Source organism: Micromonospora sp. NPDC052213, from assembly GCF_040679695.1.
Taxonomy (GTDB): domain Bacteria; phylum Actinomycetota; class Actinomycetes; order Mycobacteriales; family Micromonosporaceae; genus Micromonospora.
In genome coordinates, this window is record NZ_JBFAVI010000117.1 from 1 (window position 1) to 21770 (window position 21770).

21 protein-coding genes and 1 pseudogene are annotated in these 21770 nt (G+C 75.3%); 14 read left to right on the top strand and 8 right to left on the bottom strand.

The window, feature by feature from the left end; translation table 11 throughout:
* Positions 1 to 498, bottom strand: a pseudogene (locus tag AB0L34_RS23770) (hypothetical protein); the annotation flags it as partial.
* A 134-nt stretch (positions 499 to 632) separates the two neighbouring features.
* Positions 633 to 929, bottom strand: a complete 297-nt coding sequence (locus AB0L34_RS23775; RefSeq protein ID WP_363706661.1) for a hypothetical protein — start codon at positions 927 to 929, stop codon at positions 633 to 635.
* A 175-nt stretch (positions 930 to 1104) separates the two neighbouring features.
* On the opposite strand from AB0L34_RS23775, the gene AB0L34_RS23780 reads away from it, so the two are divergent.
* The 14 genes from AB0L34_RS23780 to AB0L34_RS23845 all read left to right on the top strand — a co-directional run bounded on the left by AB0L34_RS23780 (position 1105) and on the right by AB0L34_RS23845 (position 15344).
* Positions 1105 to 1473, top strand: a complete 369-nt coding sequence (locus AB0L34_RS23780; RefSeq protein ID WP_350704088.1) for a holo-ACP synthase — start codon at positions 1105 to 1107, stop codon at positions 1471 to 1473.
* Positions 1474 to 1524: 51 nt separating this feature from the next.
* Positions 1525 to 2994, top strand: coding sequence for an NAD(P)H-hydrate dehydratase (locus AB0L34_RS23785; protein WP_363706663.1), 1470 nt, complete (start codon positions 1525 to 1527; stop codon positions 2992 to 2994).
* A gap of 95 nt (positions 2995 to 3089) precedes the next feature.
* Complete coding sequence (gene alr / locus AB0L34_RS23790) at positions 3090 to 4208, top strand: alanine racemase (protein ID WP_363706665.1); 1119 nt, start codon at positions 3090 to 3092, stop codon at positions 4206 to 4208.
* The gene (locus AB0L34_RS23795; RefSeq protein WP_363706667.1) at positions 4205 to 5296 is read left to right on the top strand and encodes an alpha/beta hydrolase; all 1092 of its coding nucleotides are present in this window, start codon (positions 4205 to 4207) and stop codon (positions 5294 to 5296) included. The genes alr and AB0L34_RS23795 overlap by 4 nt, the downstream gene beginning before the upstream one ends.
* Positions 5293 to 5775, top strand: a complete 483-nt coding sequence (gene tsaE / locus AB0L34_RS23800; protein ID WP_363706669.1) for a tRNA (adenosine(37)-N6)-threonylcarbamoyltransferase complex ATPase subunit type 1 TsaE — start codon at positions 5293 to 5295, stop codon at positions 5773 to 5775. Before AB0L34_RS23795 ends, tsaE begins: the two co-directional genes overlap by 4 nt.
* 60 nt (positions 5776 to 5835) lie before the next feature.
* Positions 5836 to 6537 (top strand): uracil-DNA glycosylase, encoded by a 702-nt coding sequence (ung, locus tag AB0L34_RS23805; RefSeq protein ID WP_350704078.1) that lies wholly within the window; start codon positions 5836 to 5838, stop codon positions 6535 to 6537.
* Between the two features lie 86 nt (positions 6538 to 6623).
* Positions 6624 to 7475, top strand: coding sequence for a maleylpyruvate isomerase family mycothiol-dependent enzyme (locus tag AB0L34_RS23810; RefSeq protein WP_350704076.1), 852 nt, complete (start codon positions 6624 to 6626; stop codon positions 7473 to 7475).
* A gap of 46 nt (positions 7476 to 7521) precedes the next feature.
* Positions 7522 to 8199 (top strand): tRNA (adenosine(37)-N6)-threonylcarbamoyltransferase complex dimerization subunit type 1 TsaB, encoded by a 678-nt coding sequence (gene tsaB, locus AB0L34_RS23815; RefSeq protein ID WP_363706671.1) that lies wholly within the window; start codon positions 7522 to 7524, stop codon positions 8197 to 8199.
* Positions 8196 to 8660, top strand: coding sequence for a ribosomal protein S18-alanine N-acetyltransferase (gene rimI, locus AB0L34_RS23820; RefSeq protein ID WP_363706673.1), 465 nt, complete (start codon positions 8196 to 8198; stop codon positions 8658 to 8660). Before tsaB ends, rimI begins: the two co-directional genes overlap by 4 nt.
* On the top strand, positions 8653 to 9699 hold the full coding sequence (gene tsaD / locus AB0L34_RS23825) for a tRNA (adenosine(37)-N6)-threonylcarbamoyltransferase complex transferase subunit TsaD (RefSeq protein WP_357455354.1): 1047 nt from the start codon (positions 8653 to 8655) through the stop codon (positions 9697 to 9699). The genes rimI and tsaD overlap by 8 nt, the downstream gene beginning before the upstream one ends.
* Positions 9700 to 9718: 19 nt before the next feature.
* Positions 9719 to 9973, top strand: coding sequence for a hypothetical protein (locus AB0L34_RS23830; RefSeq protein ID WP_350704069.1), 255 nt, complete (start codon positions 9719 to 9721; stop codon positions 9971 to 9973).
* Between the two features lie 149 nt (positions 9974 to 10122).
* Positions 10123 to 11823 carry an ABC transporter ATP-binding protein gene (locus AB0L34_RS23835; RefSeq protein WP_363706675.1) on the top strand — a complete coding sequence of 567 codons (1701 nt, stop codon included), beginning with the start codon at positions 10123 to 10125 and terminating at the stop codon, positions 11821 to 11823.
* The gene (locus tag AB0L34_RS23840; RefSeq protein WP_363706677.1) at positions 11823 to 13607 is read left to right on the top strand and encodes an ABC transporter ATP-binding protein; all 1785 of its coding nucleotides are present in this window, start codon (positions 11823 to 11825) and stop codon (positions 13605 to 13607) included. Before AB0L34_RS23835 ends, AB0L34_RS23840 begins: the two co-directional genes overlap by 1 nt.
* A 159-nt stretch (positions 13608 to 13766) precedes the next feature.
* Positions 13767 to 15344 carry a Na+/H+ antiporter gene (locus tag AB0L34_RS23845; RefSeq protein ID WP_363706679.1) on the top strand — a complete coding sequence of 526 codons (1578 nt, stop codon included), beginning with the start codon at positions 13767 to 13769 and terminating at the stop codon, positions 15342 to 15344.
* Positions 15345 to 15533: 189 nt separating this feature from the next.
* Here the strand turns inward: AB0L34_RS23845 and AB0L34_RS23850 are convergent, their stop codons facing one another.
* The 6 genes from AB0L34_RS23850 to AB0L34_RS23875 form a co-directional block, all read right to left on the bottom strand.
* Entirely contained in the window at positions 15534 to 16715 is a 1182-nt protein-coding gene (locus AB0L34_RS23850) for an ROK family protein (protein ID WP_363706681.1), read from the bottom strand.
* A 28-nt stretch (positions 16716 to 16743) separates the two neighbouring features.
* Positions 16744 to 18003, bottom strand: a complete 1260-nt coding sequence (locus AB0L34_RS23855) for an ABC transporter permease (RefSeq protein WP_363706683.1) — start codon at positions 18001 to 18003, stop codon at positions 16744 to 16746.
* Positions 18000 to 18818, bottom strand: coding sequence for an ATP-binding cassette domain-containing protein (locus AB0L34_RS23860; RefSeq protein ID WP_363706685.1), 819 nt, complete (start codon positions 18816 to 18818; stop codon positions 18000 to 18002). The genes AB0L34_RS23855 and AB0L34_RS23860 overlap by 4 nt, the downstream gene beginning before the upstream one ends.
* A gap of 108 nt (positions 18819 to 18926) precedes the next feature.
* On the bottom strand, positions 18927 to 20024 hold the full coding sequence (locus AB0L34_RS23865) for a substrate-binding domain-containing protein (protein ID WP_363706687.1): 1098 nt from the start codon (positions 20022 to 20024) through the stop codon (positions 18927 to 18929).
* 193 nt (positions 20025 to 20217) lie between these two features.
* Positions 20218 to 20697, bottom strand: coding sequence for a Cys-tRNA(Pro) deacylase (gene ybaK, locus AB0L34_RS23870; protein ID WP_363706689.1), 480 nt, complete (start codon positions 20695 to 20697; stop codon positions 20218 to 20220).
* Positions 20698 to 20747: 50 nt separating this feature from the next.
* On the bottom strand, positions 20748 to 21770 hold a 1023-nt coding region (locus AB0L34_RS23875), incomplete at its 5' end, for a methyltransferase domain-containing protein (RefSeq protein WP_363706691.1).

Here is a 21770-nt window from a genome sequence, read left to right on the forward strand (position 1 = left end):
CCATGCCGACCGGGCGGCGGCGGACAGGGCGTCCAGCCGGCCGGCCGCCTCCCGGTCGGCCGCCCCGGCCAGCGCCAACGCCTCCCGGATCGCCGCGCCCACCCCGGCCGCGACCTGCCCCGACCGTGGGGAGGCCGGCGCGCGGGCGGGATCGGCGGCGACCCGCCCCTGTCGGTCGACCAGCAGCCCGGCGCCGTCCGCGCGCGTCACCGCGGCGGCGAGCCGGGCCTTCGCCGCCCCCAGCCGACCGGCGAACTCGGCCAGCACCTGGTCGGCCTCGATCAGGGCGGGGGAGACCGTGGTCAGCTCGGTGCGTAGCGCCGCGAGCCGGGCGTCGGCCGCCCCGCCAGCGCCGCCCGACCAGTCGGCGCGCAGCGCCGCCGCCCCGGCGGACAACTTGTCGGCCCGGCGCCCGACCCGGTCGGTCAACCCCCGCCAGGCCGCCCCGGCGGCCCGCCAGGCACCCGGGTCGACCGCCCAGAGCTGCCGGTATCCCACGGCCGTTGCCCGCTCGGCGGGGTGCGCCGGCCGCCCGGACGGGCCCGCTCGGCTCACCGTGGGGGGTGCCGGCGCAGCTCCGGTCACCAGTGGTGCCGACCCGGCGCCGCCCGCCGTCGGGCGTGCCGGCGCGGTCACCGGTGGAGGGCGGCGAACCGGCCGGCCGCCCGGTCGTCCACCGACTCGTACGCCTCGGCCGCCGCCCGCACCGCCCCGGCCGTCGCGGCCACCTGGGCGCCGAGCACGCCGAACCAGGCGTGCACCGCCGACTCCAGCCCGGTCAGCGCCGCCCCGGCCGCCCACTCCGGGGCCGGCACCACCAGCCCGGTCACCCCGGCCAGCCCGTGCCCCAGCCGGTACGCGTCGTCGCCGAGCGCGCTCGCCGCCCGGCGCAGCGCGTCGGGTCGTACGGTGATCGGCTCCTCGGTCATCCTCGGCCCCCGTGCCTCGCGGAACATCGACGACCGGAACGCTAGGCGGCGTCCACACCCCCGCAGGCACCCTGTGGACGACGGCCCCGGCGGACCGACACCCGTCGTCCACAGGCGTTGCCCGGCCCCGAGCCGGCGGCTAATGTGCGGCCGCCCGCGCCGGTAGGGTGAGCCCGTGATCGTCGCTGTCGGCATCGACGTCGTCCTGGTCGAGCGGTTCGCCCGGGCCCTGGCGCGGACGCCGCTGCTCGCCGACCGGCTCTTCACGGAGGCCGAGCGCTACACCAGCTCCGGCAACCCGCGTTCGCCGGAGTCGCTGGCCGCCCGGTTCGCGGCCAAGGAGGCGGTCGCCAAGGCGCTCGGCGCGCCGGCCGGGCTGAGCTGGCACGACTGCGAGATCGTGCCGGACCCGGACGGCCGCCCCTGGCTGACCGTCTCCGGCACGGTCGCGGCGGCGGCCACCGAGCGCGGGGTCAACCGCTGGCATCTCTCGTTGTCCCACGACGGCGGGATCGCCTCGGCCATGGTGGTCGCGGAACGGTGATCGGAGCGCGCCGACCTGGCGCGCCGGGAAAGCTCGGACGGGGGCGGTGGCGTGAGACCGGTGTGGCGGGTCGCGGACGTACGCGCGGCGGAGGCGGGACTGGCCGCCGCCCTTCCGCCCGGGACGCTGATGAAGCGGGCCGCCGCCGGGCTGGCCCGCCGCTGCGCGCTGCTGCTCGCCGACCGGGGCGGGGTCTACGCCGCCCGGGTGCTGCTGCTGGTCGGCTCCGGCGACAACGGCGGCGACACGCTCCTGGCCGGCGCGCACCTGGCCCGCCGCGGGGCGGCCGTGTCGGCGCTGCTGCTCAGCCCCGGCCGGGCGCACGCCGAGGGGCTGGCCGCGCTGCGGGCCGCCGGGGGGCGGATCGTGGACCGGCCGCCGGCGACGGTCGACATGGTGCTGGACGGCATCGTCGGGATCGGCGGGCGGGGCGGGCTCCGGGACACCGCCGACCAGCTCGCCGCCAGCCTGGTGCGGCACTGCGGGCGCGACGGCGCCCCCGCCACCGTGGTCGCGGTGGACGTGCCCAGCGGTGTCGCGGTCGACACCGGGGACGTGCCGCTGACCGCCGCCGGGCGGCCGAGCGCCGTCCGCGCCGACGTGACGGTCGCGTTCGGCGCGCTGAAGCCCGCGCTGGTGGTGGGCCCGGCCGCCGCGCTCGCCGGTCAGGTGGAACTGGTCGACATCGGGCTGGAGCCGTGGCTGCGCGGCAGCCCCGCGCTGCGCGTGACCGAGTGGTCGGACGTCGTGGACTGGTGGCCCCGGCTCGGCCCGGCGTCGGAGAAGTACGCCCGGGGCGTGGTGGGCGTCGCCACCGGCTCGGCCACCTACCCCGGCGCGGCGGTGCTCTCGGTCGGCGGGGCGCTGGCCGGCCCGACCGGCATGGTCCGCTACGCCGGCTCCGCCCGGGCCGACGTGCTGCACCGGCACCCTTCGGTGATCGCGACCGACCGGGTCGCCGACGCGGGGCGGGTGCAGGCCTGGGTCTGCGGCTCCGGGCTGGGCACGGGCGAGGAGGCGGCCCGGGAACTGCGCGCGGTGCTCTCCGCCCCGGTGCCCGTGGTGCTCGACGCCGACGCGCTGACCCTGCTGGTCGACGGCTCGCTCGCCGACCGGCTGCGCAGGCGGGACGCCCCGATCGTGGTCACCCCGCACGACCGCGAGTTCACCCGGCTCTGCGGCGAGACGCCGGGCGCCGACCGGGTGGCGGCCACGCTGCGCCTGGCCGCCTGGATGAACGCCGTGGTGCTGCTCAAGGGCGACCGCACGGTGATCGGCACGCCGGACGGCCGGGCGTACGTCAACCCGACCGGCACGTCGGCGCTGGCCACCGGGGGCACCGGCGACGTGCTGGCCGGGCTGCTCGGCTCGCTGCTCGCGGCCGGGCTGGCGCCGGAGCGCGCGGCGGCCTCGGCCGCGTACCTGCACGGGCTGGCCGGTCGGGAGGCGGCCCGGGGCGGGCCGGTGACCGCGCCCGACGTGGCCGACGCCCTCCGCCCGGTCCTCGCCCGTCTCGGCTGACCGCAGTGGCTCCGCCGGCCTGGGCCGGGGAGAGCTGACCCCGCGGCTCCGGCGGCCTGGGCCGGGGAGATCAGCGCGGAAAGTAGGCTGGGGGCATGTGGCAGGCCGAGGTGCGGGTGGATCTGGACGCGATCCGCGAGAACGTGAGCCGGCTGCGGGCCGGCACCGCCGCCGAGCTGATGGCGGTGGTCAAGGGCGACGGCTACGGCCACGGCATGGTCCCGGCGGCCCGCGCCGCGCTGGACGCCGGGGCGGACTGGCTGGGCGTCTGCACGCTGGACGAGGCGCTGACGCTGCGCCGGGCCGGGATCACCGTGCCGGTGCTGGCCTGGCTCCTCGCGCCCGGGCTGCCGCTGCACGAGGGGGTCGCCGCCGGGGTCGACCTCGGCGCCGCCAGCCTGCCCCAGCTCGACGAGATGGTCGAGGCGGGCCGCGCGGCCGGGCGACCGGCCCGGCTGCACCTCAAGATCGACACCGGGCTGTCCCGGGGCGGCGCGACCGTCGCCGACTGGCCGGCCCTGCTCGACGCCGCCGCCAAGGCGCAGGCCGACGGCCTGGTCGAGGTGGTCGGGGTGTGGAGCCACTTCGTCTACGCGGACTCGCCCGGCCACCCGACCATCGACCGCCAACTCGCCGTCTTCCACGAGGGCATCGGCATGGCCGAGCAGGCCGGCCTGCGGCCCCGCTACCGGCACCTGGCCAACTCCGCCGCCACGCTGACCCGACCGGACGCGCACTTCGACCTGGTCCGGCCCGGGCTCGCCGTCTACGGGCTCTCGCCGGTGACCGGCGAGAGCTACGGGCTGCGCCCGGCGATGACCGCCCGGGCCCGGGTGATGCTCGCCAAGCGCGTCCCCGCCGGCTCCGGCGTCTCGTACGGGCACACCTACACCACCGAGCGGGAGGCGAACCTGGCCGTGGTGCCGCTCGGCTACGCCGACGGGGTGCCCCGGCACACCTCCAACAGCGGGCCGGTGCAGCTCGGCGGCCGGCGGCGGCGGATCTCGGGCCGGGTCTGCATGGACCAGTTCGTGCTCGACTGCGGCGACGACCCGGTGGCCGCCGGCGACGTGGTCACGCTCTTCGGCAGCGGTGCCGGCGGCGAGCCCACGGCCGACGACTGGGCCGAGGCGGCCGGCACCATCAACTACGAGATCGTCACCCGGTTCGGCAGCAGCCGGGTGCCCCGCGTCTACGACGGCGAGCGCCCGTGACGTCCCGTTCCCGGATTCCGCTGCCCCGCTCCGGGCACGCCCGGGCCGCCGTGGGCGCGCTGGCCGCCGTCGGGGTCGCCGCCGCCGGGCTCGCGGCCGGCGTCGCCACCGAACGCGCCCTGGTCCGCAGACTCAAGTCCGACCCCACCGACCGGTACGCCGACGAGGTCTTCGGCGAGCAGCGGTACGACGAGGCGTTCCGGCTGGAGATGCCCGACGGCACCGACATCCACGTCGAGGTGGTCGAGCCGACCCGGCCGACGCCCGGCAACCCGACCGTGGTGCTGGTGCACGGCTTCTGCCTGGACATGGGCACCTTCCACTTCCAGCGCAAGGTGCTCGCCGAGCGGGGCGAGCACCGGATCGTCGCGTACGACCAGCCGGGGCACGGCCGGTCCGGGCGGCTGGAGACGGGCGAGTACGACCTCACCGCGCTCGGCCGGACGCTGCGCGAGGTGATCGATCGCGTCGCCCCGGAGGGGCCGCTGGTGCTCGTCGGCCACTCGATGGGCGGCATGACGATCATGGCCTTCGCCGAGCTGTTCCCGGAGCTGTTCGGCGACCGGGTCGTCGGCACCGTGCTGATGGCCACCTCCGGCGGCCTGCTCGCCGAGACCAAACTGGTGGCGCCGGCCCTGCTCGGCCGGGTCGGCGCGCCCGTGCTCTACATGGTCGGCAACGTCACCCGCTACGGCGGCACGGTGATCGACCGCGCCCGCAAGTCCACCACCAACGTGGCCTGGCTGCTCACCCGCAGGTACGGCTTCGGCACCCGCCACCCCAGCCCGGCCCTGGTGTCGTACGTCGAGACGATGAACTCGCGCACGTCCGCCGACACGGTGACGCGCTACCTGCGGACGCTGGCGACGCACTCCCGCTTCCCGGCGCTCGCCGCGCTGGCGGACACCCCCGTGCTGGTGGTCGTCGGCGACAAGGACATGATCACCCCGGTGACCCACTCGGAGGAGATCGTCCGGCGGCTGCCGCACGCCGAGTTCGTCAAGATCTCCGACAGCGGGCACGTGGTGATGCTGGAGCACGCCGACGAGGTCAACGCGGCACTGACGCGCTTCCTGGAGGAGCTGTGACGCATGTCGTCGAGCTGCCGACGGTCGACGACACCCACGGGTTCGGGCGGCGGCTGGCCGGGCTGCTGCGCGCCGGCGACCTGCTGTTGCTGACCGGCCCGCTGGGCGCCGGCAAGACCGCGTTGACCCAGGGCATCGGGGCCGGCCTCGGGGTGCTCGGCGACATCACCTCGCCCACCTTCGTGATCGCCCGGGTGCACCGACCGGATCCGGCCCGGGGCGGCACGGTGGCGCTGGTGCACGCCGACGCGTACCGGCTGGGCGACGCCGCCGATCCGCGCGCCGAGATCGACGACCTCGACTTGGACGCCTCGGTGGACGAGTCGGTGACCGTGGTGGAGTGGGGCGAGGGCCTGGTCGAGCAGCTGGTGGAGGCGCACCTGCAGGTACGCGTCGACCGGCGCGACGACGACACCCGGGTGGTCGAGCTGGAGCCGGTCGGCGGCGACTGGGCGCAGCGCCTGGCCGCCCTCGGGTGAGCGCTGTCGTACCGTCTGCCTAGAGTGCGCGGGACGGATTCGACAGGCGAAAGGTTGCCGATGCCCGACGACGCCCCCACCCTGGACCTGCTGGCGCTGCTGCCGGAGGACTGGCGTGCCGTGCTCACCCCGCACCTCGACCCGGCCCGCACCGCCGAGCTGGCCGCGTTCGTCGCCGGGGAATACGCGACCCGCACCGTCTTCCCGCCGGTCGACGACCTCTTCTCGGCCTACCGGCTCTGCGCGCCGGCCGACTGCCGGGTGCTGATCCTCGGGCAGGACCCCTACCACAAGGCGGGGCAGGCGCACGGGCTCAGCTTCAGCGTGCGGGAGGGCGTGAGCGTGCCTCCCTCGCTGCGCAACGTCTTCAAGGAGCTCGGCGAGGACGTCGGCGTGCCGAAGCCGCGCAGCGGCAACCTGAGCGGTTGGGCGGCGCAGGGCGTCCTGCTGCTCAACTCGGTGCTCACCGTCCGCGAGGCCACGCCCGGTTCGCACGCGAACCGCGGCTGGGAGGAGTTCACCGACGCCACCATCCGGGCGCTCGACGCGCTGGACTCCCGGGTGGTCTTCCTGCTCTGGGGCGGCTACGCGCGCAAGAAGGCCGCGCTGGTCACCAACCCGCAGCACGTGGTGCTGGAGGCCGGGCACCCCAGCCCGATGAACCCGCGCGGCTTCCTGGGCAGCCGGCCGTTCAGCGCGGCCAACAAGGCCCTCGCCGACGCGGGCCTGCCCACGGTCGACTGGGAGCGCTCGGCCGGCTGACGAACTCCGCAAGCTGCGGGTCACCGGGCGGCGACCGTCCGCTGTAGCCTGTGCCTCCAGCGGTCGGCGAGCCGGGAGGCGGGCGGATGACGGCGACGGTCAGCGACGAACGGTGGCGGGTGGCGCGGACGGCGCTGGCGGAGCAGACGGACCGCTTCGTCGATCTGGTCCGCGCCGCCCCGCCGCAGGCCATGGCCACGGCCGACTGGTCGGTGGCGGACACGCTCGCCCACGTCGGCTCCATCGCGTGGTTGTACGTCTGCCTGGTGGATCCGGAACGCCCGCTCCCACCGGTGCCGGGCGTCGACACGCTGCTGTCCGGGACCACCGTCGACACGGTGGCGGACTTCAACGACGTGATGCTCGGCCACCTCACCGAGCGCGACCCGCAGCCCCTGCTCGACCGGTTGCAGGCCGACGTGAAGCAGTTCCTGGTCGCCTGCGAGGGGCGGCGCCCCGACGAGACGGTGCCGTGGCTCGCCGGGGCGCAGGTTCCCCTCGCCGGGCTCTGCGCCCACCTGGTCAACGAGGTGCTCATCCACGGCCACGACGTCGCCCGCGCCACCGGGCAGCCCTGGGAGATCCCCAGCCCGCACGCCGTGCTCTTCCTGGAGCTGTTCCTGGCCGGCGTGGTCCGACACGGCTACGGGCGGCTGATCGACGGCGGCTCGCCGCCTAGCGAGCGCCGCATCGTGGTCGAGTTCCGCTCGGCGTACGCGGCCCCGGTCCGGCTGCTGCTGCACCGGGGGGTGGTGTCGTTCGCCGAGCCGGACGCCCGGCCCGACGTGCGGATCGACCACGATCCCGCCACGCTCAGCCTGATGATGTTCGGCCGGATCAGCCGGGCCCGGGCGGTGCTCAGCGGCAAGGTGCGCATCAGCGGGCGGCGTCCCTGGCTGCTGCCGGCCTTCCAGCGCAAGTTCCGCACCCCGAGCTGACCCGCGTCGCCGGGGCCGCCGACCGGGGCGGCTAGGCTGGCTTACCGTGCTCGTACTGGTGGTGGACAGCTCGACGCCCGCGGTGACGGCGGCGCTGGTGGAGGTCACGGCGGACGGCGTGGCGACCCGGGCGTACCGCTGCACGGTCGACGCCCGCGCCCACGGCGAACTGCTCGCCCCGCAGGTCGACGCGGTGCTCGCCGACGTCGACGCCCGCCCGGCCGACCTGGGCGCGATCGTCGCCGGGCTCGGCCCCGGCCCGTTCACCGGGCTCCGGGTGGGTCTGGTCACCGCCGCCACCATGGGCCAGGTGCTGGGCGTGCCGACGTACGGCGTCTGCTCGCTGGACGCCGTCGGCCACCCGGCGGCCGTCGGCGAGCCGGTGCTGGCGGCGAGCGACGCGCGGCGCCGGGAGATCTACTGGGCGGTCTACGACGGCGCGGGCCAGCGGATCGCCGGGCCGGAGGTGTCGGCCCCGGCGGTCGCCGCCGAGCGTGCCCGCGGCCTGGCCGTCACGGTCGCGGTCGGCGACGGCGCGCACCGGTACGCGGACACCCTCGGCCTGCCCGTGCGGGCCGAGCCGCGCTACCCGGACGCCGGCGTGCTGGCGACCCTGGCCGCCGAGCGGATCCGGGCCGGCGCCCCCGGCGAGGCGCTCACCCCGCTCTACCTGCGCCGGCCGGACGCCGTGGCGGCGACGGCCCGCAAGCCGGTCCTGCCGTGACCGGGGTGCGCCTCCAACGGTTCCGGTGGTGGCACATCGACGAGGTGCTGCCGATCGAGGCGGACCTGTTCGGCGCCGAGCAGTGGTCGGCGGCGATGTTCTGGAACGAGCTGGCCAACGGGCACTTCTACCTCGTCGCCACCGACGACGACGGCACCGTGCTGGGCTACGCCGGGCTCACCGCGGCCCCGCCCGACGAGGCGTGGGTGCAGAACATCGCGGTACGCCGGGACGCCCAGCGGCGCGGCGTCGGCCGGCTGCTGCTGGAGGCGCTGCTCGCCGAGGCGGCCCGGCTCGGGTCCCGCAGCACCCTGCTGGAGGTCGCGGCGGACAACGCCCCGGCCCAACTGCTCTACGCGGCGTACGGCTTCGAGCCGATCGGCGTGCGGCGCGGCTACTACCAACCGAGCAACACCGACGCGCTGGTCATGCGGCGCACCCGGGAGGCGGGCGATGACTGACGAACCCCTGGTCCTCGGCATCGAGACGTCCTGCGACGAGACCGGCGTCGGCATCGTACGGGGGCACACGCTGCTGGCCGACGCGCTCGCCTCCAGCGTCGAGCAGCACGCCCGGTTCGGCGGGGTGGTGCCCGAGGTGGCCAGCCGGGCGCACCTGGAGGCCATCGTGCCGACCATGGACCGGGCGCTGAAGGAGGCGGGGGTGACCCTCGCCGACATCGACGCGATCGCGGTCACCTCCGGCCCGGGGCTGGCCGGCGCGCTGCTGGTCGGGGTGGCCGCCGCCAAGGGCTACGCGCTCGCCGCCGAGAAGCCGGTCTACGGCGTCAACCACCTGGCCGCGCACGTCGCCGTGGACACCCTGGAGCACGGCCCGCTGCCCGAGCCGGCGATCGCCCTGCTGGTCTCCGGCGGGCACTCCTCCCTGCTCCTCGTCGACGACCTGGCCCGGGGCGTCACCCCGCTCGGCGCCACGATCGACGACGCGGCCGGCGAGGCGTTCGACAAGGTGGCCCGGCTGCTGGGCCTGCCGTTCCCCGGCGGGCCGTACATCGACCGGGAGGCCCGGGCCGGCGACCCGGCCGCCATCGGCTTCCCGCGCGGCCTGACCGCCGCCAAGGACCTCGCCGCCCACCGCTACGACTTCTCCTTCTCCGGACTGAAGACGGCGGTGGCCCGCTGGGTCGAGGCGCGGCAGCGGGCGGGCGAGCCGGTGCCGGTCGCCGACGTGGCCGCGTCCTTCCAGGAGGCGGTCTGCGACGTGCTGGTGCGCAAGGCGCTGGACGCCTGCCGGGCCAACGGTGTCGGGACGCTGGTGATCGGCGGCGGCGTGGCGGCCAACTCGCGGCTGCGGGCGATGGCCGAGCACCGCGCCGCCAAGGACGGCATCCGGGTCCGGGTGCCCCGACCGAAGCTCTGCACGGACAACGGCGCGATGGTCGCCGCCCTCGGCTCGCACCTGGTCGCCTCGGGTGTCGCGCCGAGCCGGCTGGACCTGCCCGCCGACTCGGCCATGCCGCTGACCACCGTCAGCGTGTGAAAACTCAGGGACGGATGACGTGATCGTGCGGATGTGGGAGGCGCGGGCCGAGCCGTACGGCGTCGCCGACCTGATCACCTGGGTCTGCGACACGGCGCTGCCGGAGTTCGAGCACGACCCGATGCACCTGTCCAGCGAGGTGTTCTCCTCAACGGACCACCGGGTGGTGGTCATCTCCAAGTGGCGCAGCAATCCCCGCCCGCTGCCGGAGCCGCCGGCGATGCTGCTCGCCCGCCCGCCGCACTCGTGGGACTTCACCCAGGTCGACCGCTGACCGGCGCGCCGCCGTTCGACCGCTGACCGGCGTGCGCCGCCGTTCGGCGTGGATCGGGGCGTGCCGCCGCGGTGCGGCGTGAGCCGGGGCACGTGGCAGCGGTAATTGGTTGGCGGTGCCGCCCATGGCCCGCCTAGCGTCGGTGGGCCATGCGTTTCTCACCGGCCGGCGACCCCGGCGCACCCGACACCCGCTCGGCGACCCGTTACCTGGTGTGGCTGGCCGGGCGGCACAAGGTGCTGTTCACCGTCGGCATCCTGCTCGGCGTCGTCTGGATGGTCGCCCAGGCGCTGGTGCCGGCGGCCGTCGGCCGGGCCGTCGACGGGCTCACCCGCGGGGACGAGGACGCGCTGCTCACCTGGGGGCTGGTGCTGCTGGGCCTGGGCGTGCTCCAGGCGGTCGCCGGGATCCTGCGGCACCGCTGCGCGGTGCACAACTTCCTCGCCGCGGCGTACCGGACGGTGCAGCTGACCGTGGGCGCGGCGAACCGGCTCGGCGCCGCGCTGCCCCGCCGGGTGGCCGCCGGCGAGGTGGTGAGCATCGGCACGGCCGACATCAACCAGATCGGCTCGGCGATCGACATCACCGCCCGGGGCACCGGCGCCGTCGTCGCGATCGTGACCGTCGGGGTGATCCTGCTCGGCGCCTCCCTGCCGCTCGGGCTGGTCGTGGTGCTCGGCGTACCGCTGCTGATGGCGGTGGTCGGGCTGCTCATCCGGCCCCTGCACCGGCAGCAGCAGGCCTACCGGGACTCCGAGGGGGCGCTGACCACCCGGGCCGGCGACATCGTCTCCGGGCTGCGGGTGCTGCGCGGCGTCGGCGGCGAGCCGATGCTCTCCGCCCGCTACCGCGCGCGGTCCCAGGCGCTGCGCGCCGACGGTGTGCGGGTGGCCCGGGTCGAGTCGCTGCTGGAGGCGGCGCAGGTGCTGCTCCCCGGCGCGTTCCTGGTGCTGGTCACCTGGCTGGGCGCCCGGTTCGCGCTGCGTGGCGAGATCAGCGCCGGCCAGCTCGTGGCGTTCTACGGCTACACCGCGTTCCTGGTCAGCCCGCTGCGGCAGCTCACCGAGGCGGTGGACAAGCTGACCCGGGGGCACGTCGCCGCCCGGCGCGTGGTGCGGCTGCTGCGGCTCGACCCGGAGCTGGTGGACCCGCCCCGCCCGGCGGCGCTGCCGGACGGCCCCGGTGAGTTGGTCGACGTGGAGTCGGGCGTGACCCTGCGGCCCGGCCGGTTCACCGCGCTCGCCGCGACCGCGCCCGAGGACGCGGCGGCGATCGTTGACCGCCTCGGCCGGTACGTCGACTCGGACGCGACGCTGCACGGCGTACCGCTGCGGGCGCTGCCGCTGGCGACGGTGCGGGAGCGGATCCTGGTGGCCGACAACAACGCGCACCTGTTCACCGGCCCGCTGCGCGCGGAGCTGGACCCGCACGACCGGGCCGACGAGGCGGCGATCGCGGCGGCGCTGGCGGCGGCGAGCGCGACGGACATCGTGGAGGCCCTGCCCGACGGGCTGGCCAGCGCCGTGGCCGAGCGGGGGCGGGAGTTCTCCGGCGGCCAGCAGCAGCGGCTGCGGCTGGCCCGGGCGCTCGTCGCCGACCCGGAGACCCTGCTGCTGGTCGAGCCGACCAGCGCCGTGGACGCGCACACCGAGGCCCGCATCGCCGAGCGGCTCGGCGCGGCCCGGGCCGGCCGGACCACCCTGGTCTGCACCACCAGCCCGCTCGTGCTGAGCCGCGCCGACCATGTGATCTTCGTGGAGGACGGCAAGGTGGTGGCCGAGGGGACGCACACCGCACTGCTCGACGGCGAACCGCGCTACCGGGCGACGGTCAGCCGGGGGGAGGACTGATGGCCGCCGCACTGCCGGTCGCCGACGCGCGCCAGGTGCGCCGCTACGCCCGTACGCTGGTGCGCCGGCACCCGCGCGCGCTCGGCGTGGCGCTCGGCCTGCACGCCCTGGCCGCGGCGGCCGGCCTGGTCGCGCCGTGGCTGCTCGGCGACCTGGTCGAGGGGATCTCCCGGGGCACGACGGGCGTCACCGTCGACCGGATCGCGCTGCTGATCGCCGGCTTCGTGCTGGCGCAGTCGGTGCTGGTGCGGTTCGCCCACCTGGCGTCGGCGCGGCTGGGCGAGCGGGTGCTGGCCGAGCTGCGCGAGGAGTTCGTCGACCGGATCCTGGCGCTGCCGCTGGCCACCGTGGAGCGGGCCGGGACGGGCGACCTGCTCACCCGGACGTCCCGGGACGTCTCCGCGCTGTCCCGGACGGTCCGGTTCGCGGTGCCCGAGACGCTGATCGCGGTCGTCACCGGCTGCTTCATCGTCGGCGCGCTGCTCCTGGTCAACCCGCTGCTCGCGGTGCCCTGCCTGGTCGCGGTGCCGCTGCTGTGGGCCGGCACCCGGTGGTACCTGCGCCGCGCCCCGGACGGCTACCTGCGGGAGAACGCCGCCTACTCCGACATCACCGACGGGATCAGCGAGACCGTCGAGGGCTCGCGCACCACCGAGGCGTTGCGGCAGGAGGCGCGCCGCCGGGCCCGCACCGACGCCGACATCCGCCGGTCGTACGCGGCCGAGCGCTACACCCTGCGGCTGCGCACGGTGTTCTTCCCGGTCACCGAGATCGGCTACGTGGTGCCGGTGGTCGCCACGCTGATCATCGGCGGCTGGTTCCACCTGAAGGGTTGGGTGAGCCTCGGCGAGGTCACCGCCGCCACGCTCTACGTTCAGCAACTGATCGACCCGGTCGACCGGCTGCTCTCCTGGCTGGACGAGTTGCAGGTCGGCGGCGCCTCGCTGGCGCGCCTGCTCGGGGTGGCCGACGCCGACGCCGACGCCCCGACCACGTCCCCGGCCCCGTCCGGGTCGCCGGCGCGGGCGGGCACCGACGTGCCGACGGGCGACCGGCGGCTCGCCGCCCGGGACGTCCGGTACGCGTACCGGACGGGGCGGGACGTGCTGCACGGGGTGACCCTCGTGCCGGAGCCGGGGGAGAAGCTGGCGATGGTCGGCCCCTCGGGCGCCGGAAAGTCCACCCTCGGCCGGCTGCTCGCCGGGGTGCATGCGCCCCGTTCCGGCTCCGTCACCGTGGCGGGGCGGCGGCTCGACGAGCTGCCCCTGGCCGAACTGCGGACGCACGTCGCGTTGGTCACCCAGGAGCACCACGTCTTCATCGGCACGCTGCGGGACAACGTGGCGATGGTCCGGCCGGGCGCCGACGAGCCGGCCGTCCGGTCGGCGCTGGCCGCCGTCGACGCGCTCGACTGGGCCGACGCGCTGCCGGACGGGCTCGACACGGTGGTCGGCGCCGGTGGGTACCCGCTGTCGCCCGCGCAGGCGCAGCAGTTGGCGCTGGCCCGGCTGGTGCTGGCCGACCCGCACACGCTGGTGCTGGACGAGGCCACCTCGCTGATCGACCCCCGGGCCGCCCGGCACCTGGAGCGCTCCCTCGCGGCCGTGCTCCAGGGCCGGACGGTGATCGCCATCGCGCACCGCCTCTTCTCGGCGCACGACGCCGACCGGGTCGCGGTGGTCGAGGACGGCCGGATCATCGAGATCGGCCCGCACGACGAGCTGGTTGCCGCGGGCGGTTCCTACGCGGCCCTCTGGCGCTCCTGGCACGGCACCCGCTCCTGACGCCGACCGCCCGCCGCCACCGGCCCTGACGTCGCGCCGCCCGTCACCCGTTCGACGGTTCGGCGGTGCGGCTTCCGCGTGCCGTACCACGATGTTGCCAGTGGCAGGCGATCGCGCACCCGCCACTGCGGCGCGGCCGGCGGGTGACGGGGGAGCGACGTGGGCGGTCTCGAACTCATCGTGGTGCTGGGCGTCACGGTGCTGGTCGGCACCACCCTCGGCGGGCGGTACAGCGTGGCGCCCCCGGTCCTGCTCATCACGATGGGCGCGCTGTTGGCGCTCCTGCCGCCGCTGTCGCACGTGGTGCTGGAGCCCGAGGTGGTGCTGCTGCTGTTCCTGCCGGCGATCCTCTACCGGGAGAGCATCACCACCAGCCTGCGCGAGATCCGCACCAACCTGCTGGCGATCACGCTGCTGGCGGTGGGGCTGGTGGTGGCGACGATGGTCGCCGTCTCGCTCGTCGCGCAGCGGCTCGGCATCGACCCGGCCGCGGCCTGGGTGCTCGGCGCGGTGCTCGCGCCGACCGACGCCGCGGCGGTCTCCGGCCTGGCCAAGCGGATGCCGCGCCGCATCCTCACCACCCTGCACGCGGAGAGCCTGATCAACGACGGCACCGCGCTGGTGCTCTTCACCGTCGCGGTGGGCCTGATCGTCGGGGGCACCGAACCGAGCGCGCTCGGGCTGGCCGAGCGGTTCGTCGGCGCGTCGGCCGGGGGCGTCGTCGCCGGCCTGCTGGTCGGCTGGGCGGTGATCGTGGTCCGGCGACGCCTCGACGATCCGCTGCGCGAGGGCGCGCTGAGCGTCCTCACGCCGTTCGTCGCGTTCCTCCTCGCCGAACTCGTCCACGCCAGCGGGGTGCTGGCCGTGGTGGTCGCCGGCCTCGTGCTCTCCTACGCGGCTCCCCGGGTCGTCCGGGCCCGGTCCCGGGTGCTGGCGTACGCCTTCTGGGACCTCGCCACGTTCCTGATCAACGGGGGGCTCTTCGTGCTCCTCGGGATGCAGATCCCGCGCGCGCTGCGCGGCCTCACCAGCCTGTCGACGGCGCGGGCGCTGGCCATCGCGGTCGCGGTGACCTGTGTCGTCGTGGCGACGCGGATGCTCTGGATCCACCTGGCGGCGTTCGGCTTCCGGGCCGCCAACCGCCGCCCGTCGCTGGAGGGCGAGCAGGTCGACTGGCGGGTGCGTACGGCGGCCGGGTGGGCGGGGTTCCGGGGCGCGGTGTCCCTCGCGGCGGCCCTCGCGGTGCCGGTGACGACCCCCACCGGCACGCCCGTCCACGGGCGTGACCTGATCATCTTCACGACCGCCGTCGTCATCCTGATGACGATGCTGATCCAGGGCACCACGCTGCCGGCCGTCGTCGGGTGGGCGGGCCTGGTCGGCGACACCCGGCGCGTCGACGAACTGCGCCTGGCCCGGACGCGGGCCACCGAGGCCGCCCTGGCGGCGCTGCCCGAGGTCGCCGACCGGCTCGGCGCCGGGCCGGACGCGGTCGACCGGATCAGGGCCGACTACGAGCAGCACCTCGACGACGTCCGCTCCGCCGGCCGGGGCCGGTCGGCGGAGCAGGCCCGGGACCTCGACCGGCGGCTGCGGCTCGCCGTGCTGGAACACAAGCGCCGCGAGATCACCAGGTTGCGGGACACGAACCAGATCGACGACATCGTGCTCCGGGACGTGCAGGCCGTCCTCGACATCGAGGAGATCCGGCTGCTGGGACCGGAGCCGAACGAGTAGCCCGCCGACGTCGCCCGCCCCGCCGCGGAACCCGCCTGCCCGGTACGGCCCGGCGCCGACCGTGCGGCCCGGCGGGCGGGTCAGGCGCGGCGGAGCAGGCCTGCGCGGGAACGAGGTCGCGGCCGGTCACGTCGTCCTCGGCGGCTTTCTTCGCCCGCACGTCGGCCGCCGCACGACCGCCCGTCGTCCTCAGCCGACGTCGAGCGGGTCGGCGAGCAGCCGTTCGAAGGCCAGCTCGGCGGCGCCGATCAGCGCCGCGTCGTCGCCCAGCTTCGGGGTGCGCAGCCGGACGTGCTCCAGGCAGGCCGGCAGGGCGATCGAGTTGAGCCGGCTGCGTACCTGGGCGGCGGCGGCGAGGTAGAGGTCCCGCATCGTGCCGCCGAAGATGACCATCTCCGGGTTGAAGATGTTCACCAGGTTGGCCACCCCGAAGCCGAGCCAGTCGCCGGCCTGGCGGACGGCGGTCTGCGCCCGGGCGTCGCCGCGGTCGGCGGCCTCGAAGACGGCCAGCAGCGCGTCTCGGCCCCGCGCGTCGGTGCGGCCGGCGGCGCGCAGCAGCGCGTGCTCGCCGATCTGGGTCTCCCAGCAGCCGCGGGAGCCGCATTCGCAGGGCGCGCCGTCGGGGACGACCACCATGTGCCCGACCTCGCCGCCGTAGCCGCCGTGCCCGGTGAGTCGGCGGCCGCCGGCGATGATGCCGGCGCCCACGCCCACGTCCCCGTACAGGTAGATGACGTTGTCGCAGCCGGCCGCCGTGCCGCGCGCGTGCTCGGCGAACGCCGCCACGTCGGCCACGTTGCCGACCGTGACCGGGACCTCGCAGCCCAGTTCGGCGGCGAGCGCCGCGCCGATCGGCTCGTCCACCCAGCCGGTGGTCGGTCCCAGCCGGACCAGCCCGTCGTCGCGGCGGACCATGCCGCAGACCGCGACGCCCGCGCCGACGCAGACCGCGTCGGCCGGCACGGTCTGCTGCATCTCCTTGACCGCCCCGGCCAGCAGCGGCGCGGCCTCCGCAGCGGTCAGGCCCCGGGGGCGTTCCTGCTCCCGGCGGTCGAGCACCGCGCCGCCGAGGCCGACCCGCGCCGCCCGCAGCCGGTCCACCTCGATGCTGTACGCGTACGCGTGCACCCGCTCCGACTCGGGCCGGACGACCAGCGACGGCCGTCCGGCCCGGCCGGTCTCCTTCGGCGTCCCCTCGCTGACCAGCCCGGCGCCGGCCAGGTCGGCGGTCAGCGCGCCGATGGTGCTGCGGTTGAGCCCCAGCGCGCTGGTCAGTTCCGCACGGGTGGTCGCCCCGTGGATGTGCACGTACCGCAGCAACGCGCCCAGGTTCTGCCGGCGGATCTCGTCCTGGCTCGGTCCTGCGCGCATTGCTGTCGTCACTTCCGTGGTGCGGTGGTCAGCGGGTGCCGGTGGCCGTGGAGCGGCGACGCGACAGTGCGTCGACGCCCGCGGCGAGCAGCAGCACCAGCCCGGTGAACACGTACTTCAGGCCCGAGCTGAGGTCGAGCAGGCCCATGCCGTTGATGATGACCGCCACCACCGCGCCCCCGAGCACGGCGTTGATCATCCGCCCCTTGCCGCCGAAGAGGCTGGTGCCGCCGATGACCGCCGCCCCGACCGCGTACAGCAGCACATTACTGCCACCGGTGTTCGGGTCCACCGACCTGTCACGGCTGGCGGCGATGATGCCGCCCACGGCCGCCATGGTCGAGCAGATCACGAACGCGGAGATCCGGATCCGGTCCACGTTGATGCCGGCCCGACGGGCGGCCTCCCGGTTGCCGCCGACGGCGTACAGGTGCCGGCCGTACGCGGTGCGGGTCAGCACGAACGTCCAGCCGACCAGGAGCACGGCGAGGATCGGCACCACGATCGGCATGCCCCGGTTGGAGCTGATCAGCGGGTTGATGCTGCGCTCCTGGTTGAGCACGTACACCGCGAGGCCGAGGACGACCGCGAGCGCCGCGATCCGGGCGGACACCACGGCGAGCGGTTCGGCGACCAGGCCACGGGCGACGCGGTTGCGGTGCCGCAGCAGTTGCGCGGCGGCGTAGCCGGCGACCGCGACGGCGAAGAGCACCCACCCGATCAGCGGCGGCACCCAGCGGTTCTCGATCGCGATGATCGTCTCGTCGCGGATGGTGATGTTGCTGCCCTCCTCCATGAGGAGGAGCACCACGCCCTGGAACGCCAGGAAGCCGGCGAGCGTGACCACGAAGGACGGGATCCCCACCTTGGCGACCAGGATGCCGAGGGTGAGGCCGATGACCATGCCGGTCGCGAGCGCGGCGGCCACCGCGACGTACCAGGGATGGCCCAGCACCGTCGCCACGTTGGCGAGGATCGTCGCGCAGACGCCGCTGGCGAAGCCGGCGGAGAGGTCGATCTCGCCGAGCAACAGGACGAAGATCAGGCCCATCGCGATCGCGGTGACCGCCGCGCCCTGCGTGAACAGGTTGGCGAAGTTCGCCGCGGAGAAGAAGACCGGGCGGACGATCGCGAACACCGTGCAGAGGACGACCAGGCCGATGACGGCCGGCAGCGAGCCGAGGTCGCCCCCGCGTACGCGGGCCAGGTAGTTGCGGACGTGACCGCCGACGGTGGGCGCCGGGGCGACGGCCGCCGGCCCTTCCTTGCGTACTGCGGTGGTGGTCATCGGAGGGCCTCCGGGTTGCTGGCGACGGGCTGCCCGCCGTTGTCGGTCTGCCCGTTGCCCCCGCCGAGGCCGACCGCGCCGGACCGGCCGGCGGTGATCAGCTCGACCACCTGGGCGTGGGTGATGTCGGTGGTCCTCACCTGGGCGACCATCTGGCCGAGGTAGAGCGCGGCGATCCGGTCGGAGACGGCGAAGACGTCGTTCATGTTGTGCGAGATGAGCACCACGGCCAGTCCGTTGTCGGCGAGCCGGCGCACCAGTTCGAGCACCTGCGCGGTCTGCGCGACGCCGAGCGCGGCGGTCGGCTCGTCCAGGATGACCAGCCTGCTGTTCCACAGCACCGCCTTGGCGATCGCCACGGTCTGGCGCTGGCCGCCGGAGAGGCTGGAGACGTGCTGCCGGAGCGACCTGACGGTCCGCACGCTCAGCCCGGCCAGGGTCTCGGCGGCCATCTGCTCCATGGTCGGCTCGTCGAGCACGATGCCACTGCGCTTCTCCCGGCCGAGGAACATGTTCTGCACGATGTCGAGGTTGTCGCAGAGCGCGAGGTCCTGGTAGACGACCTCGATGCCGAGCGAGGCCGCGTCGCGCGGGCTGTTGATGGTCACCGGGCGGCCGTCGAAGAGGAACTCGCCGGCGTCGGTGGGATGGATGCCGCTGATGCACTTGACCAGGGTCGACTTGCCGGCACCGTTGTCGCCGACCAGCGCGGTCACCTCGCCCGCGTGGGCGGAGAAGGCGACGTCGCGCAGGACCTGGACGGGACCGAAGCTCTTGTCGATCCCGCGTAGCTCCAGCAGGGGGATTGCGGACACGGGGGTCTCCTTCGGGCGGCGGGGGGAGGTCGGATCCCGTCCGGCGTGCGCGCCGCCCGGCACGGGGAGGTCCGTGCCGGGCGGCGCCGCCTGGAGCGGGTACGGGGGTCAGCTGATGCCGGCGTCGGCGCAGAGCTTGGCGTACGCCCCGGCGCAGACCTCGTCCTTGGTCACGAAGCCGTCGGCGATGACGTCCTTGACGTTCTCCTTGTAGATCGCCTTCGGGGTGAGCAGCACGGCGGCGACGTCCTTGCCGCTCTCCGGGTCCTTGACGGTCTGACCGGTCTCCTTCCGCTCGCCCATGGCCAGCGCGATGGCCAGGTCGGAGGCGGCCTTGGCCTCCTCGCGGATCGCCTTGTAGACGGTCATGCACTGGTCGCCGGCGAGGATGTTCTGCAGGCCCTGCGGGGTCGCGTCCTGGCCGGTCACCGGCACCTTGCCGTTGAGCTTGTTCTTCTTGAGCACCGAGATGGCCGCGTTGCCGAGGCCGTCGTTGGCGGCGAGGACGCCGTCGATCCTGCCCTGGGTCGAGGTGAGCATCTGCTCGAAGATCACGCCGGCCTGCGCGTTGTCCCAGTCCGGAACCGCCTGGTCCGGGCCCTTGGTGTACTCCTTCGAGTCGAACTTCGGCTTGAGCACCGAGTCGTACCCGTTCTTGAACAGGGTGGCGTTGTTGTCGGTCGGGGAGCCGTTGAGGTACGCCACGACCGGGTTCTTCGCGCCCTTGTCGGTCAGGCACTTGCTCAGGCCCTCACCCTGGAGCTTGCCGACGGCCTCGTTGTCGAAGCTGACGTAGTACTCGGCGCCGCCGCCGAGGGTGAGCCGGTCGTAGTCGATGGTCGCCACGCCCTGGGACTTGGCTCGCTCCAGCACCGCCTTGCCGGTGCCCGAGTCCAGGTTGACGATCATCAGCGCGGTCGCCCCGTTGGTGATCATCTGGTCGGCGATCGTGGAGAACTGGGACTTGTCGCCCTGGGCGTTCTGGATGTCGTACTGGACACCGGCCGCCTTGAACGCCTCCTCCAGGAACTTGCGGTCCGCGCCCTCCCAGCGGGCGGAGGACTTGCTGTCCGGGAGGATCACGCCGATCTTCGGGGCCCGGGTGCCGCCGGCCTGGTCGCCGCCGCCGGTCTCGTCGCCGCAGGCGGTCACGCCGCCGGTGGCGAGCAGGCCCACGGCGGCGAGGGTGAGGAAGCCCTTGCGCATGTGCAGGGTCCTTTCGGGGGTGGGGATGATGCTGGTTTGTTGTGCCCGGCAACGTATTCCGCGTCACACCGCGGGCACAAGAGTGCCGAGGTGGCAAGTTTGTTGTCGGCAATAACAATTCAGCAACGTCTCTGTCGCCCGGCCGTCGCCCCGCGCGGGAGCGCTCTCCCGCCGGCTCGGGGAGCGGCGCAGCTCAGCGGGCGGACAGCGGGGCCGTGGCCGCCCCGGTGAGGGCGACCAGGTCCTGCGGGGCGAGCTGGAGCTGGAGGCCGCGCCGGCCCGCCGAGACGTAGACGGTGGGATGGTCGAGCGCCGACGAGTCGAGGACCGTGGGCAGCCGCCGGCGCTGACCGAGCGGGCTGATCCCGCCGCGCACGTAGCCGGTGGCCCGTTCGGCCACCGCCCGGTCGGCCATGGCGGCCCGCTTGCCGCCGACCGCCGCCGCGAGCGCCTTGAGGTCCAGCTCGCCGGTGACCGGCACGACCGCCACGGTCAGCGCGCCGTCGACCTCGGCGACCAGCGACTTGAACACCCGCTCCGGCGGCACCCCCAGCGCCGCCGCGACCAGCGCGCCGTAGTTCGGCGCGTCGGGGGAGACGTCGTACGGATGCGTGCTGTGGGCGATCTTCCGCTTCGTCAGCAGCGCGGTCGCCGGAGTGCCCTGTCCCACCATGACGGTCAAGCTAACCCGGGTCCGGGTGGCCCGCGAGCCGATAGGGCCGGCTACCCGACCGGCCGGCAGACCAGCGCCGTCGGCGCCCCGGCGACCCGGGTCAGCACCAGGCTGGCCGCCTCGTCGCCGGCCAGCCGCAGGTCCCGCCGCAGCTTCTCCGGCTCCAGCGCGGAGCCGCGCTTGAGGATCTCCACCCGCCCGACCCGGCGGTCCCGCAGCAGCGCCCGCAGCCGCTTGAGCGAGAACGGCAGCACGTCGGTGACCTCCAGGCAGCGGCCGAACGGGGTCGCCGCCGGGGCGTCCGCGTAGAGGTAGGCGATGCTCGGGTCGGCCAGCGTCGCGTCGAGGGCGCCGGCCAGCTCCGCGACCAGGTGCGCGCGGACCACCGCCGGGTCCGGGTCGTACAGGAAGCGGCGGACCGGCCCGACCGGCGCCTCGGCGTCGCCGGAGCCGGTCAGCGCGTGCGCGGCGGCACCGCGCAGCAGGGTGGCCCGGCGGGGGACCTCGGCGAGCCGGCCGCACCACAGCGCCGCCTCGACCAGGTCGCCGTCCGCGCTCACCCACTCCGCCTCGGCGCCCGCGGGGATCAGCGCGTGGTCGATCCCGGGCGCCACCTTCACCACCGTGTACGGCACCCGCGCGGCCAGGCCGACGACGAAGTCCCAGGGCGGCGAGTAGGCGTTCGGGTCGAAGACCCGCCGCCCGGTGCCCGCCTTCCGCCGCGCCGGGTCGCAGAACACCCCGTCGACCCGGCTGACGTCGAACGCCGTGGCGTCGCCGCACTCCACCGTGAACAGCTCGGCCAGCCCGGCCGCCTCCGCGTTGGCGGCGGCCATCGCGGCGGTCACCGGGTCGGCCTCCACCCCGTACACGCGGATGCCGGCCCGCGCGGCGGCGAGCGCGTCCGCGCCGAGGCCGCACCCGAGGTCGGCCAGGGTGCGCACGCCGGCGGCGCGCAGCCGGCGCGCGCGCCGCGCCGCGACGGCGCCGCGGGTGGCCTGCTCCAGCCCGGGCCGGGTGAGGAACATCCCGGCCGCCGCCGCGCCGAACTTCCCTGCTGCCCGGCGGCGCAG

Excerpts from the sequence above, each read along its gene's own strand:
- AB0L34_RS23775 (WP_363706661.1), bottom strand. The coding sequence starts at position 929 with ATGACCGAGGAGCCGATCACCGTACGACCCGACGCGCTGCGCCGGGCG.
- alr (WP_363706665.1), top strand. The coding sequence starts at position 3,090 with ATGTGGCAGGCCGAGGTGCGGGTGGATCTGGACGCGATCCGCGAGAAC.
- ung (WP_350704078.1), top strand. The coding sequence starts at position 5,836 with ATGCCCGACGACGCCCCCACCCTGGACCTGCTGGCGCTGCTGCCGGAG.
- AB0L34_RS23810 (WP_350704076.1), top strand. The coding sequence starts at position 6,624 with ATGACGGCGACGGTCAGCGACGAACGGTGGCGGGTGGCGCGGACGGCG.
- tsaD (WP_357455354.1), top strand. The coding sequence starts at position 8,653 with ATGACTGACGAACCCCTGGTCCTCGGCATCGAGACGTCCTGCGACGAG.
- AB0L34_RS23835 (WP_363706675.1), top strand. The coding sequence starts at position 10,123 with ATGCGTTTCTCACCGGCCGGCGACCCCGGCGCACCCGACACCCGCTCG.
- AB0L34_RS23840 (WP_363706677.1), top strand. The coding sequence starts at position 11,823 with ATGGCCGCCGCACTGCCGGTCGCCGACGCGCGCCAGGTGCGCCGCTAC.
- AB0L34_RS23850 (WP_363706681.1), bottom strand. The coding sequence starts at position 16,715 with ATGCGCGCAGGACCGAGCCAGGACGAGATCCGCCGGCAGAACCTGGGC.
- AB0L34_RS23855 (WP_363706683.1), bottom strand. The coding sequence starts at position 18,003 with ATGACCACCACCGCAGTACGCAAGGAAGGGCCGGCGGCCGTCGCCCCG.
- AB0L34_RS23865 (WP_363706687.1), bottom strand. The coding sequence starts at position 20,024 with ATGCGCAAGGGCTTCCTCACCCTCGCCGCCGTGGGCCTGCTCGCCACC.
- ybaK (WP_363706689.1), bottom strand. The coding sequence starts at position 20,697 with ATGGTGGGACAGGGCACTCCGGCGACCGCGCTGCTGACGAAGCGGAAG.